The organism is Xanthomonas sp. NCPPB 901 (genome assembly GCF_056725085.1).
Genome location: NZ_CM161511.1, coordinates 894,523 through 908,068, shown reverse-complemented (window position 1 = coordinate 908,068; position 13,546 = coordinate 894,523). Strand labels below are relative to the sequence as shown.

Genomic DNA, 13,546 nt, shown 5'->3' with positions numbered 1-13,546 from the left:
TGAAGTCCTGTCCGGCATGGAGGAGCGGCGCATGTGGCATGCGGCCCGGCGACGTACTGACACCCCTGGCGAGCAGCCGCGGCCATCGAAGGCGGCGCAGGCACCGCCCCAGCACGGGCAACCGGCGTTGCTGATCGTGGACATGATCAGCCGTTTCGATTTCCCCGGCGGCGCGCACCTGGCCGCCGCCGCGCTGCCGGTGGCCGAGCGCATCGCCCAGGTCCGCGCACGCTTCCATCGCCGCGGCTGGCCGGTGCTGTTCGCCAACGACAACTTCGCCGACTGGCGGACCGATTTCGAGGGTCTGTGGGCGCTGTGCGCCGATCCGGCGCAGCGCGGCGCGCAGATCGCTGCGTGCCTGGCACCGCACCCGCAGGACTACTACGTGCTCAAGCCCAAGCACTCCGCCTTCCTCGGCTCGGCCCTGGCCCTGCTGCTGGCACGGCTGCAGACCACGCACCTGCTGGTCACCGGCATCGCCACCGATGCCTGCGTGCTGGCCACCGCGATCGATGCGCGCATGCGCGACTTCCAGGTGCAGGTGCCGCCCTCGTGTTGCGCGGCGCTGGACGACGGGCGCCAACAACGCGCGCTGCGGCTACTGCGCGAAGCGTTCGCGGTGCGCATCAGCGAGCGGCTGCCGGCGCGCACGCGCGGATGAGCCGGGTTATTCCGCCGTCGGCACCGAGTCTGCGTCGTCCTCGTCGCCGAGCGGCCGCGGCACGAACGGAAACGCCAGGGTGATGGTGGTACCGCGACCCAGTTGCGATTCGACGTCGACAAAGCCGCCGGCCTGGCGCACCAGGCCATAGACCTGGGCCAGCCCCAGGCCGGTGCCCTTGCCCTCGGGCTTGGTGGTGAAGTACGCCTCGAACAAGCGCGACTTGACCGCATCGGACATGCCCTCGCCCTGGTCGCTGACCGCCAGGGTCGCATAGCGGCCGGGCTGGCGCATCGCCGCCGCGCGCGACGGCGGCACCTCCAGCGCGCCGCAGCGGATCGTCACCGCATCGCCGGGGCGGCTGGCGTCGCGCGCGTTCAAGGCCAGGTTCATCACCGCCTGCTCGACCGCGCTGCGGTCGGCATAGGTCGTCGCCACTTCGGTGCAGGACGCCAGCTGCAGGCGCATCTCGCCACCCAGCGCCTGCGCCAGCAACGGCTGCATCTGCGACACCAACGCGTTCAGGTCCAGCCAGGCCGGCTTGACCGGATGCGCGCGGGCGAAGCCCAGCAGCCGCCGGGTCATGCCCGCGCCGTGCTGCAACGCCTCGCCGGCGATGGCGAGCAGCCGGCGCTGGTCCGGCTGCAGCCGTTGCGGATGGTCGGCGACCATGCTCACCGAGGTGATCGCGGTATGCAGCATGTTGTTGAAGTCGTGCACCACGCCGGCGAGCATCTGCCCGATCGCCTCGCCCTTCTGCGCCTGGATCATCGCGCGCTCGGCCACGCGCTGCGCGGCCAGGGCGATGTCCAGTTGCCCGCGCAATTGCGAATGCTCGACCTGCCAGCGGCGCCCCAGCGCTGCGGCATCGGCGGCCCCCATCGCGTCGTCCGTGCTCTCGACCGGGGCGAGGTCGCTCAGCGCGCGCAGGGCCTGCTCGACCTGGCGCTGCTGGGTGACGTCGCGGCTGATCACCAGCACGCTTTCGACCCGGGCCGAGGCATTGGCCAGCGGACTGACCATCACATGCCACCAGCGCTGCCGGCCGTCCAGCGACGCGCGCTGCGCCCAGAATTCGCGCTGCTCGTTGCCCAGCGCCGCGGCGAAGGCGGCCTGGGTCAGTGAGCGCATGTCCTCCGGCCACAGCTCGGCCCAGGGGTGGCCGACGATGTCGGCGGGGTCGGTGACGCCAAGCAGGGCGAGGCCGTGCGGATTGATCGAGCGCACGATGCCGTCGCGGCCGATTTCCTTGATGCAGTCGTGGGAGAGCTCGACGATCTGCCGATAGTGGGCGTGCGTGGTCAAGCTGCGTCTCGCAGTGAATGATGACGAGAATATCGGGATTGTCCGGACGTCACCAGCGCTTCACCGATGAATCGTGAAGCTGACGTGGATTGTCTATAAAGCGATACCAGAATCATGCGCGTCACCTCCGCCTCCACCGCCATTCTTCTGGTGGAGGACGACCAGATGATCCGGGAATTGGCCGCCACCATGCTGGTGGCCGATGGATACCGGGTCCTGTCGGCCGCGAGCGCGCAGGACGCGCTGGAGGTCCTGGAGCGGCACCCGGAGGTGGAGCTGATCTTCAGCGACGTGCAGATGCCCCGCTGCGACGGCCTGACCATGGTGCGCAAATTGCGCCGCCGCGGCATCGTCATTCCCGCCCTGCTGACCTCGGGAACGCATGCGCCGGAACCCTGGATGCTCCCGGAGCGGACCGGCTTCCTGCCCAAGCCGTACCGCCGCACCGACCTGCTGGCGGCATTGGACCGCCTGCAGGCCGGGCCCTGAGCAGCGCGCTGCGCCACCGCGCGTCGCCGCGGCGATCGCGCCCGCTGCGGGTCCGGCCTGCGGATCAGGCGAAGACCAGCTTTCCGTACCGCGCCGAACGGATCGCCGCCAGGCGCTCGGCGACGAAGTAGGCGCCAGCGTGCTCGTCACGGAAATACACCCCATCGAACGCGTGCCGGCCCCGCACCACGCCATCGTCGCCGGTGATCCGGATCTGCGGCTCCAGCACCCCATCCGGGCACGCGCGCAGCAGCCCGTCGAGGACGAAGCCGTCCAGCTCACGGCGCATTTGCGGTTTCAGGACTGTCATGAGCACACTGCACCATAGCCCGCATGAAGCTCGCACAACGGAGGCCGCCGCCACGGCCGCGCAAGGGGCGCAGCACGCGTCGGCGACGGAAGCTAAACCATTCATTGGCGCCTGCGGCGCGCGGCACGCACGCGGCACCTGACCGTTCGCCAAATCCACTATGCGCCGCGCTCGCCATCGCGGTGTAGACAAGCGTGCGCTTCACGCGTTTTTTATCGCGCCATTCGTACTTTGCTCCTGCATTATCGCATTGCAACATCGCTGTTCCGTTTCGACGCTGCTGTGCCTCTTTTCTTGCTTCACGTCGCGCGCCCGCAGGACGCGCGGCGGCAGTCGCTTTTCGAGTGCCCCGTCCTCCCCCTCCCCAGACGGAACCGCCATGTCGCCCCCCACCCCCGCCGACCTGACCGACAGACAACGCGATACCCATCCGGTGCTGCATGCGCCGCGCCGCCGCCACCGCGACGCGCGCGGCCGCTTCGTCCGCAATGCCGAGGTCACCGTCAAGCTGAACCCGGCGCCGCGCCGTACCAGCCTGTTCGTGACCTCCGAGATGGCCGACTTCATCAAGGCCGGCGGGCTCGGCGACGTCGCCGCGGCGCTGCCGCGCGCGCTGCGCGGCAGCTGCGACGTCCGCGTGCTGATCCCCGGCTATCCGTCGGTGCTGCGCACCACCGGGCCGCTGGAGATCGTCGGCCGCGTCGCCGCGCACGCCGGCCTGCCGGACTGCGCGCTGGGCCGGGCCGAGCGTCCGGACGGCCTGTGCGTGTACGTGCTGCTGTGCCCGCAGCTGTTCGAGCGGCAGGGTTCGCCCTACGTGTGCAGCGAAGGCCGCGACTGGGAAGACAACCCGCTGCGCTTCGCCACCCTGTCCCATGCCGCCGCGCGGATCGCCGGCGGCCAGGCCGGGCTGGACTGGACCCCGGAACTGCTGCACCTCAACGACTGGCCGTGCGCGCTGGCCGCCGCCTACGTGCGCTGGTCCGGCGGCCGCACGCCGTGCCTGCTGACCATCCACAACCTGGCCTACCAGGGGCTGTTCCCGTATGCGATGGCCGGCGCCCTGGGCATCCCCGCCGAGGGCCTGCAGGACCTGGAGTTCTACGGGCAGATGTCGTTCCTGCGCGCGGGCATCGTCCACGCCGACCACATCAACACGGTCAGCGTCAGCTACGCGGCGCAGATCACCGGCCCGGCGCAGGGCTGCGGCCTGGACGCGCTGCTGGCACGACGCGCCGCCAGCGGCCGCCTCAGCGGCATCGTCAACGGCATCGACGCCAGTTGGGACCCGCGCACCGACGCGCACCTGCCCGTGCACTTCGGCGTCGGCCAGATCCAGGGCAAGCGCGAGAACGCGGCGCAGGTGCGCCAGGCGTTCGGCCTGCTCGACAGCGACGGTCCGCTGTTCGCGGTGGTCTCCCGGCTGGTGCACCAGAAGGGCCTGGACCTGATCTGCGAAGTGGCGCCGCAGATCGTCGCCGCCGGCGGCCAGATCGTGATCATCGGCGGCGGCGAGCCGCAGATCGAGCAGGCGGTGGCGGCGCTGACGCGGCGCTACCCCGGCCATGTCGGCGCGCACATCGGCTTCGAGGAGCGGCTGGCACGGCGCATGTTCGCCGGCTCCGACTTCCTGCTGATGCCCTCGCGCTTCGAGCCCTGCGGGCTCAGCCAGATGTACGCCCAGCGCTTCGGCAGCCTGCCGATCGCCCATGCCACCGGCGGCCTGATCGACACCGTGGACGACGGCGTCACCGGCTTCCTGTTCGAGGAGGCCTCGGCCGACGGCCTGCGCCGCTGCCTGCAGCGGGTGTTCCGCACCTTCCGCCTGCCCGGCCTGCTGCAGGCGATGCGCCGCGCGGCGATGCTGCGGCCCAGCGGCTGGGAACTGGCCGGACGCAAGTACATGGCGCTGTACGAGCGCACCGCGGGGGCGCGGCCGGCAACCGGCGGCGTCCCGCTGGCGACGACGACCGCTGCAGCGGCCACCGCGAGCGCATTGGCGAGCGCATGAGCGAACGGGAACACGCCGTGGAGCCGGTCGCAGGCCGGGACCCGGCGAAGGCGGCGGAGGACGACGGCGACGGCCCTGCGCTGCAGGCGCTGGCGCGCGGCGAGGCCGGCGATGCCTTCGCCTGGCTCGGCCCGCATGCGCAGGCCGACGGCACGCTCCGGGTCCGCGCGCTGGCGCCCGGCGCCGAGGCGCTGGGCCTGCTCGATGCGCAGGGCAAGCTGGTGGCGCGGATGCGCGCGCATCCGCAGGCCGCAGGGGTGTTCGAAGGCGAACTGAAGCAGCCCATGCGCTATCGGCTGCGCATCGTGTGGCCGGATGCCGTGCAGGAATGCGACGACCCCTACGCCTTCGGACCGGTGCTGGATCCGGCCTGGCTGCAGGACCTGGCCGACGGCGATGGCGCCGCGCTGCGCACCGCGCTGGGCGCACACCACGCCCGCGTCGGCGAGGTCGAGGGCGTGCGCTTCGCGGTGTGGGCGCCGCAGGCCAGGCGCGTGGCCCTGGTCGGCGACTTCAATGGCTGGGACGCGCGGCGGCATCCGCTGCGCCTGCATGCCGAGGCCGGGGTCTGGGAACTGTTCGTGCCCGGGCTGCACGGCGGCGAACATTATCAATACGAACTGCAGGCCGCCGACGGCAGCACGCTGCCGCGCAAGGCCGATCCGGTGGGGCGCTGCAGCGCGCCCGCCCCGTCCACCCACTCGGTGGTGCCGTACGCGGACAGCCACGTCTGGAACGATGCCGCCTGGCTGGCGCAGCGCGAGGCCCAGGCCGGCAGCGCGCAGCCGCTGAGCATCTACGAGCTGCATGCCGGCTCCTGGCGCCACGACGGCGATGGCCAGCCGCTGCACTGGGACGCGCTGGCGCAGGACTTGATCCCCTACGTGCAGGGACTGGGCTTCACCCACATCGAGCTGCTGCCGATCGCCGAGTATCCGTTCGGCGGCTCCTGGGGCTACCAGCCGCTGGGTCTGTACGCGCCGACCGCGCGGCACGGCGATGCCGACGGCTTCGCGCGCTTCGTCGACGCCTGCCACCAGGCCGGGATCGGCGTGCTGCTGGACTGGGTCGGCGCGCACTTCCCCGACGACCCGCACGGCCTGCAGCGCTTCGACGGCAGCGCCCTGTACGAACACGCCGACCCGCGCGAAGGCGTGCACCGCGAGTGGAACACGCTGGTCTACAACTACGGGCGCCCGGAAGTGGTGGCCTACCTGATCGGCAGCGCGCTGGAGTGGATCGAGCGCTTCCATGTCGACGGCCTGCGCGTGGATGCGGTGGCGGCGATGCTGTACCGCGACTACGGCCGCCCTGCCGGCGAATGGATCCCCAACGCGCACGGCGGCCGCGAGAACCTGGAGGCGATCGCCTTCCTGCGCCGCCTCAACGACGAGATCGCGCAGCGTTTCCCCGGTGTGCGCACCATCGCCGAGGAATCCACCGCCTGGCCGGGCGCCACCGCGCCCACGCCGCAGGGCGGGCTGGGATTCAGCCACAAGTGGAACATGGGCTGGGCGCACGACACCCTGTGCTACCTGCAGCGCGATCCGCTGTACCGGCAGCACCACCACAGCGAGATGACCTTCGGCCTGGTGTACGCGTTCTCCGAGCATTTCGTGCTGCCGCTGTCGCACGACGAGGTGGCGCACGGCAGGGGCTCGCTGCTGGCGCGCCTGCCCGGCGACGCCTGGCAGCGCTTCGCCAACCTGCGTGCCTACCTGGCCTTCATGTGGGCCCATCCCGGGCGCAAGTTGCTGTTCATGGGCTGCGAATTCGGGCAGTGGCAGGACTGGGACCACGAGCGGCCGCTGGACTGGGCGCAGGCGCAGCAGCCCGAGCACAGCGGCGTGGCGCGGCTGGTGGCCGACCTCAACCGGCAGTTGCGCACGTTGCCGGCGCTGTACCGCAGCGACCGCAGCAGCGACGGCTTCGAATGGAGCATCGCTGACGATCACCACAACAGCGTGTTCGCCTTCGTCCGCCACGACCGCGACGGCGCCGCGCCGCCGCTGCTGGCGGTGAGCAACTTCACCCCGAACGTCCACCACGGTTACCACGTGGGCGTACCGCGGGGCGGACGCTGGCGCGAACGTCTCAACAGCGACAGCAGCTACTACGGCGGTTCCAACCAGGGCAACGGCGGCGTGCTGTCGACCCTGCCGCAGCCGATGCACGGGCATGCGCAATCGTTGGCGCTGACCCTGCCGCCGCTGTCCACCCTTTGGCTGCAACCGGACTTTTGAACATGGCCACGACCGCCGTATCGACCGACTCCCCCGCCGCACCGCGCGCGGCACTGCGCCCCGGCGCCTGGCCCGGCGCCAACGGCGAGGTCGCCTTCGCGCTGTGGGCGCCCGATGCCGAGCGCGTGGACCTGGTGTTCGACGACGATCGGCGGCAGCCGCTGCAGGCGATCGGCGACGGCTACTTCGCCACCACCCTGGCCTGCGCCCCCGGCACCCGCTACCGCTACGCCATCGACGGCGGCACGCCGGTGCCGGACCCGGCCTCGCGCTGGCAGCCGGACGGCGTGCACGGCGCCAGCGCGGTGCTGGCCACCGATGGCTATGCCTGGCGCCACGGCGACTGGCGCGGCCGGCCCTGGGCCGAGACCGTGTTCTACGAACTGCACGTGGGCACCTGCGGCGGCTACGCCGGGCTGCGCGCGCAGTTGCCGACGCTGGCCGCGCTCGGCGTCACCGCGATCGAACTGATGCCGCTGGCCGAGTTCCCCGGCCGCCACAACTGGGGCTACGACGGCGTGCTGCCGTACGCCCCGGCCTCGGCCTACGGCCATCCCGACGAACTCAAGGCGCTGATCGACGAGGCCCACGGCCTGGGCCTGAGCGTGTTCCTGGACGTGGTCTACAACCACTTCGGCCCGGACGGCAATTACCTGGGCCAGTACGCCTCGTCTTTCTTCCGCAAGGACGCGCCGACGCCGTGGGGCGCGGCGATCGACTTCCGCCTGGCGCCGGTGCAGCGCTACTTCATCGACAACGCGCTGATGTGGCTGCACGAGTACCGCTTCGACGGCCTGCGCCTGGACGCGGTGCACGCGATCGTGCCCAACGCCTTCCTCGACACCCTGCGCGAGGCGATCATGGCCAGCGTCGCCGACGGGCGCCACGTGCACCTGGTGCTGGAGAACGAGGCCAACCAGGCCGATGTGCTGGAGCGCGGCTACAGCGCGCAGTGGGACGACGACTTCCACAACAGCCTGCACGTGTTGCTGACCGGCGAACACGAGGGCTACTACGCCGGCTTCGCCGACGCGCCGGCGCAACACCTGGCGCGGGTGCTCGGCGAAGGCTTCGCCTTCCAGGGCCAGGCCGACCACCGCGGGCACGCGCGCGGCGAGCCCAGCGGCCACCTGCCGCCGCACAAGTTCGTGATCTTCGCGCAGAACCACGACCAGATCGGCAACCGCGCCCGCGGCGACCGGCTGATCACCCAGGTGACCGAACCGGCGCTGCGCGCGGCGCTGGCGCTGACCGCGTTGACCCCGATGATCCCGCTGTTCTTCATGGGCGAGCCGTGGGGCAGCCGCGCGCCGTTCCAGTTCTTCACCGATTTCGCGCCGCCGCTGGACGAGGCGGTGCGCGAGGGCCGGCGCCGCGAGTTCGCGCACTTCGCCGCCTTCGCCGATGAACAGCAGCGCGCCACCATCCCCGATCCCAACGCGCCGAGCACCTTCCAGGCCTCCATCGCCGACATCAGCGACGCCACCCACGGCGAGGGTGCGCGCTGGCGTGCCTGGTTCGAGGCGCTGCTCGCGCTGCGCCGGCAGCACCTGGTGCCAGCGCTGGACAAGGCGCAGGCGCTGGGCGCGCGCGTGATCGGGCCCAAGGCGGTGGCCGCCGGCTGGCGCCTGGGCGACGGCGAATGGCACGTGGCGGCCAATTTCGGCGACGCGCCGGTGGCGCTGGACCTGCCGGGCAGCACCGTGCATGCGGAGAACGCCGGCGACGCCGCCGCGCAGTTGCCGCCCAACGCCTTCGTCGCGCGCTACCGACCTGCCAGCGCGGTATGAGCCCCCGCTGTCGCGACGCCATCGCGACAGCGCACCCGGCACGCTGGCCGCCTCGTTCGCTGCCCACCGCCGCGCACGCGCTGCCGGCGCGCGCGGGCGGGACCGCGGCGGATTCCCCTTCCTCCGCCCTGCCGCCCTGTTCGCCCCGCCCATGACCGACACTTCCCTGCACACCCTGGCCGACGCCGCCGGCCTGCTGGTCGACTGGATCGACGCCAGCGCCACGCCGCGCACGGTCGGCGACGACACCCTGCGCCACGTGCTCGGCGCGCTGGGCCTGGACGCACGCGACCCCGCCACCTGCCGCGACAGCCTGCGCCGACTGCAGGCCGATGCCGCGCTGCCGCCGCTGCTGACCGCCGATGCCGGCGCACCGGTCGAGGTCGGCGCCGCGCCCGGTGCGGCCTACCGGCTCGACGGCGAGGACGGCAGTACGCTGCACGGCCACTGCGACGCGCAGGGCCGCCTCGTCGCGCCCGACGCCGCCGGTTACTGGACCCTGCAGCACGGCGAGCGCAGCACCACCCTGGCGGTGGCGCCGCCGCGCTGCTACGGCGTCGCCGAGGCGGTGGGCGCGGCGCAGCCGCGACGCTGGGGCCTGTCGCTGCAGGTATATTCGGCGCCGGGCGCCTACGACGCCGGCATCGGCGATGCCGACGGCACCGCCGCCTGGGCCACGCGCATCGCCGCGGCCGGCGGCGACGCCATCGCCCTGAGCCCGGTGCACGCGGCGCGGCCGATCGGCGCGCACTACAGCCCGTATTCGCCCAGCGACCGCCGCTTCCTCGATCCGTTGCAGGCAGCGCCGGCGCGCGTGCTCGGCGCCGCGGCCGCGCAGCGCGCGCTGGACAGCGCCGGGCTGGCGCAGGCCTTCGCCGAGGCGCAGGCGCATCCGCTGATCGACTGGCCGGCCTCGGCTGCGCTGAAGTGGCAGTGGCTGCGGCAGTTGCACGCCGACTTCGGCCAGGCCGGCGCGGCGTTGCATGCCGACCTGGCCGCGTTCGAACGCGACGGCGGTAGCGCCCTGCACGCGCATGCCGCGTTCGCGGCGCGGGACTTCGGCGATACCGATCCGGGCCTGCACCGGTTCGCGCAGTGGCTGGCCGCACGCAGTTGGGCCGAGGTGCAACGCCAGGCGCGCACCGACGGCATGGGCATCGGCCTGATCGCCGACCTGGCGGTGGGCTTCGACGCGCATGGCGCCGAGGCCGCAGCCTGGCCGCAGGCGGTGCTGCAGGGACTGGAACTGGGCGCGCCGCCGGACGCGTTCAACGGCGACGGCCAGGCCTGGGGCATCTGCGGCTATGCCCCGACCGCGCTGCGCGCCAACGGCTTCGCCCCGTTCATCGAGCTGCTGCGCGCGGTGATGCGCGATCGCGGCGGCGTGCGCATCGACCACATCCTCGGCCTGCTGCGGCTGTGGGTGATCCCGCGCGGCGCGCCCTCGTCCACCGGCGTGTACCTGCGCTATCCGCTACACGACCTGCTGCGCCTGCTGGCGCTGGAATCCTGGCGGCACCGCGCGATCGTGATCGGCGAGGACCTGGGCGTGGTGCCGGACGGCATCCGCGCGGAACTGTCGCGGCGCGGGGTGATGGGCATCGACGTGCTGCTGTTCACCCGCGACCGCGATGGCGCGTTCCTGCCGCCGGCGCAGTGGCGCCCCGACGCCCTCGCCACCACCACCACCCACGACCTGCCGACCCTGCGCGGCTGGCGCCGCGGCGAAGACATCGACTGGCGCCGGCGCCTGCAGTTGAGCGACGCCGCGCAGCAGCGCGCCGACCACCAGGCGCGCAGCGACGATGTCGTGCGCATGGACCAGGCGGTCGCCGCGGCGCTGCCGCCGGCGCAGGCCGCCGATCCGGAATTGGGCGCACTGCGCTTCGTCGCCGCCACGCCCTCGCCACTGGCGCTACTGCCGGCCGAGGACGCGCTGGGCCTGGACCAGCAACCCAACCTGCCCGGCACTGTCGACGGCCATCCGAACTGGCGCCGGCGCCTGCCCGCGCCCGATGCGGCCGCGACCGTCGCCACCCTCGCCACGCGCCTGGACGCGTTCGCGCAGACCCGCCAGACCACCGCCACCGCCGCGCAAGGAGCCGACGCATGCGCATGATTCCCCTGCGGGCCACCGCCCGCCTGCAGTTGCATGCCGGTTTCACCTTGCTCGATGCCGCCGCGCAGGTGCCGTACTACGCCGGGCTGGGCATCAGCCACCTGTACCTGTCGCCGATCGGCAGCGCGGTGCCCGGCTCCACCCACGGCTACGACGTCACCGACCCGCGCCAAGTCAATCCCGAACTCGGCGGCGAGCCGGCGCTGCTGCACCTGTCCGAGCGCGCGCGCAGCCACGGCATGGGCCTGATCCTGGACATCGTGCCCAACCACATGGCCACCCACCCGAACAATCCGTGGTGGTGGGACGTGCTCACCCATGGCCGGCGCAGCCGCCATGCCGGCTGGTTCGACATCGACTGGCGCGCGCCCGGGCGCGAGGGCAAGCTGTGGCTGCCGGTACTGGACCGGCCCTACGCGCAGGCGCTGAGCGAGGGCGCGCTGCAGTTGCAGGTGGCCGAGGACGGCGGCGTGGTCCTGCAGCACCACGACCAGCGCTTCCCGATCCGCCTGGACGGCGCCATCGCCCAGGAACCGGCCAGCGCGCGCCCGGCCTGGGCGGCGCGGCTCAACGACGCCGCGCGGCTGGGCGACGACGCCCTGCACCGGCTGATCGAACGCCAGTGCTACCGCCTGGCCTGGTGGCGGGTCGGCAACGACATGCTCAACTACCGCCGCTTCTTCGACATCACCTCGCTGGCGGCGCTGCGCGTGGAGCAGAACGACGTGTTCGCCGCGGTCCACGAGCTGCCGCTGCGGCTGGTCGCCGAGGGCCATCTCGATGGCGTGCGGGTCGACCACGTCGACGGCCTGGCCGACCCCACCGGCTACGTGCAGCGGCTGCGCACGCAGCTGGACCGCGCCGGCCGCCGCCGCGGCATCGCCCCCGGCGGCATCGCCCTGTACCTGGAAAAGATCCTGGCGCCGCACGAGCAGCTGCGCGCCGACTGGCCCTGCGACGGCACCACCGGCTACGACTTCATGGATCAGGTGGCCGCGGTGCTGCACGACCCGGCCGGCGCCGCGCCGCTGACCGCGCTGTGGCGGCGCTGGAGCGGACGCAGCGGCGACTTCGGCCAGGAACAGCGCGCCGCGCGCGACGAGATCCTGCAGGGTTCGCTGCAGGCCGAGTTCGTGCGCACGGTGCAGGCGCTGGGCGCCGCCGCGCACCTGGATCCGCTGACCCGCGAGTTCAGCCCGCAGATGCTGGCGCGCGGGCTGATGGCCTTGCTGCGGCACTTCGAGGTGTACCGCACCTATGCCGGCCCCGACGGCCTGGACGACGCCGACGCGGCGCGCCTGGCCGAAGCCGCGCGACGGGCGCGTGTGGGCGCAGAACCACGGGTGTGCGCGGCGATCGACGCGATCGAACGCTGGAGCCGCGACGGCCGCGGCACCGGCAAGGCGCAGGTGGCGCTGCGGCGGATCGTGCGCCGGCGCCTGGAACAACTGTCGGCGCCGCTCAACGCCAAGTCGGTGGAGGACACCTCGTTCTATCGCCACGGCGTGCTGCTCTCGCGCAACGAGGTGGGCAGCGAGCCGGACGTGTTCGCGCTGGCCCCGGACGCGTTCCATGCGGCCAACGCCACGCGCGCGCGACGCTATCCGCGCGCGCTGCTGGCCACCGCCACCCATGACCACAAGCGTGGCGAGGACGTGCGCATGCGCCTGGCCGCGCTCAGCGCACAGGCGCCGTGGTGGGAGGCGCAGGTGGCGCGCTTCCAGGCGCTGTCGGCCGACCTGCTGCCGGCCGGCAGCGCCGCGCCGCTGCCCGGCGACCTGTTGATGCTGTGGCAGATGCTGGTCGCGGCCTGGCCGCTGGAACTGGCGGTGGACGACAGCGACGGCCTGCGCGACTACGCCGAGCGCATCGGCGCCTGGCAACTCAAGGCCGCGCGCGAAGCCAAGCTGCGCACCCACTGGACCTGGCCGGACGAGGACTACGAGCGCAACGCGCGCGCCCTGCTCGACGCCGCGCTGCTGCAGCCGGCCGGCGCCACGCTGCGCGAGGCGCTGGCGCAGGCGGCCGCGGCGCTGGCCCCGGCCGGCGCGCTCAACAGCCTGGTGCAGACCACCCTGCGCCTGACCCTGCCCGGCGTGCCCGATCTGTACCAGGGCAGCGAAGGCTGGGACCTGTCGCTGGTGGATCCGGACAACCGCCGGCCGGTGGACTACGCGCTGCGCCAGGCCTGGCTGCGCGACGCCACCGCGCCGGACGCGCTGCTGCGGGACTGGCACAGCGGCCACGTCAAGGCCTGGCTGACCGCGCAGCTGCTGCAGCTGCGGCGCGCGCATCCTGCGCTGTTCGCGCATGGCAGCTACCGGCCGCTGCCGGCACAGGGCGCGCAGGCGCAACACGTGCTGGGCTTCGTGCGCGAACACCAAGGCGCATCGCTGGTGGTGGCGGTGCCGCGGCTGAGCGCGGCCGCGCGGCCGCTGCGCCCGGACGCGCCGCTGCGGGCGCAGCTGGACTGGCGTGACACGGTTCTGACACTGCCCCAGGCACAGTATCGCCCGGTGCTGGCCAGTGCTACCGTCGACGCGACGTCGGCCCTCTCGGTATCGGCCCTGTTCGCCGAGTTCCCGATCGCCGTGCTGGTCGCCCTTCCCTGATCCCGC

9 protein-coding genes are annotated in these 13,546 nt (G+C 72.8%); 7 read left to right on the top strand and 2 right to left on the bottom strand.

Features of this window, described 5'->3' with window-relative positions:
* Window positions 1-142: 142 nt before the first annotated feature.
* On the top strand, window positions 143-661 hold the full coding sequence (locus AC1PME_RS03750; protein ID WP_481097346.1) for a cysteine hydrolase family protein: 519 nt from the start codon (window positions 143-145) through the stop codon (window positions 659-661).
* Window positions 662-667: 6 nt separating this feature from the next.
* Here AC1PME_RS03750 and AC1PME_RS03745 read toward each other — a convergent pair whose 3' ends face one another.
* Window positions 668-1,966: a two-component system sensor histidine kinase NtrB gene (locus AC1PME_RS03745; RefSeq protein WP_307548546.1), complete on the bottom strand. Its 1,299-nt coding sequence runs from the start codon at window positions 1,964-1,966 to the stop codon at window positions 668-670.
* A gap of 114 nt (window positions 1,967-2,080) precedes the next feature.
* On the opposite strand from AC1PME_RS03745, the gene AC1PME_RS03740 reads away from it, so the two are divergent.
* The gene (locus AC1PME_RS03740; protein WP_481097345.1) at window positions 2,081-2,455 is read left to right on the top strand and encodes a response regulator; all 375 of its coding nucleotides are present in this window, start codon (window positions 2,081-2,083) and stop codon (window positions 2,453-2,455) included.
* A 64-nt stretch (window positions 2,456-2,519) separates the two neighbouring features.
* Here AC1PME_RS03740 and AC1PME_RS03735 read toward each other — a convergent pair whose 3' ends face one another.
* Window positions 2,520-2,765, bottom strand: a complete 246-nt coding sequence (locus AC1PME_RS03735) for a hypothetical protein (protein WP_254460345.1) — start codon at window positions 2,763-2,765, stop codon at window positions 2,520-2,522.
* 379 nt (window positions 2,766-3,144) lie between these two features.
* Here AC1PME_RS03735 and glgA point away from each other — a divergent pair, with 379 nt between their 5' ends.
* The 5 genes from glgA to treY all read left to right on the top strand — a co-directional run bounded on the left by glgA (window position 3,145) and on the right by treY (window position 13,540).
* On the top strand, window positions 3,145-4,776 hold the full coding sequence (glgA, locus tag AC1PME_RS03730) for a glycogen synthase GlgA (RefSeq protein WP_481097344.1): 1,632 nt from the start codon (window positions 3,145-3,147) through the stop codon (window positions 4,774-4,776).
* Window positions 4,773-7,019, top strand: a complete 2,247-nt coding sequence (gene glgB / locus AC1PME_RS03725) for a 1,4-alpha-glucan branching protein GlgB (protein WP_481097343.1) — start codon at window positions 4,773-4,775, stop codon at window positions 7,017-7,019. Before glgA ends, glgB begins: the two co-directional genes overlap by 4 nt.
* 2 nt (window positions 7,020-7,021) lie before the next feature.
* On the top strand, window positions 7,022-8,809 hold the full coding sequence (treZ, locus tag AC1PME_RS03720) for a malto-oligosyltrehalose trehalohydrolase (protein WP_481097342.1): 1,788 nt from the start codon (window positions 7,022-7,024) through the stop codon (window positions 8,807-8,809).
* 151 nt (window positions 8,810-8,960) lie between these two features.
* On the top strand, window positions 8,961-10,928 hold the full coding sequence (gene malQ, locus AC1PME_RS03715) for a 4-alpha-glucanotransferase (RefSeq protein WP_481097341.1): 1,968 nt from the start codon (window positions 8,961-8,963) through the stop codon (window positions 10,926-10,928).
* Window positions 10,925-13,540 carry a malto-oligosyltrehalose synthase gene (gene treY, locus AC1PME_RS03710; RefSeq protein ID WP_481098064.1) on the top strand — a complete coding sequence of 872 codons (2,616 nt, stop codon included), beginning with the start codon at window positions 10,925-10,927 and terminating at the stop codon, window positions 13,538-13,540. The genes malQ and treY overlap by 4 nt, the downstream gene beginning before the upstream one ends.
* Window positions 13,541-13,546 lie beyond the last annotated feature (6 nt).

Coding starts and splice junctions, on each gene's coding strand:
- glgB (WP_481097343.1), top strand. CDS start 4,773: ATGAGCGAACGGGAACACGCCGTGGAGCCGGTCGCAGGCCGGGACCCG.
- AC1PME_RS03735 (WP_254460345.1), bottom strand. CDS start 2,765: ATGACAGTCCTGAAACCGCAAATGCGCCGTGAGCTGGACGGCTTCGTC.
- malQ (WP_481097341.1), top strand. CDS start 8,961: ATGACCGACACTTCCCTGCACACCCTGGCCGACGCCGCCGGCCTGCTG.
- treZ (WP_481097342.1), top strand. CDS start 7,022: ATGGCCACGACCGCCGTATCGACCGACTCCCCCGCCGCACCGCGCGCG.
- AC1PME_RS03750 (WP_481097346.1), top strand. CDS start 143: ATGATCAGCCGTTTCGATTTCCCCGGCGGCGCGCACCTGGCCGCCGCC.
- treY (WP_481098064.1), top strand. CDS start 10,925: ATGATTCCCCTGCGGGCCACCGCCCGCCTGCAGTTGCATGCCGGTTTC.
- AC1PME_RS03740 (WP_481097345.1), top strand. CDS start 2,081: ATGCGCGTCACCTCCGCCTCCACCGCCATTCTTCTGGTGGAGGACGAC.
- glgA (WP_481097344.1), top strand. CDS start 3,145: ATGTCGCCCCCCACCCCCGCCGACCTGACCGACAGACAACGCGATACC.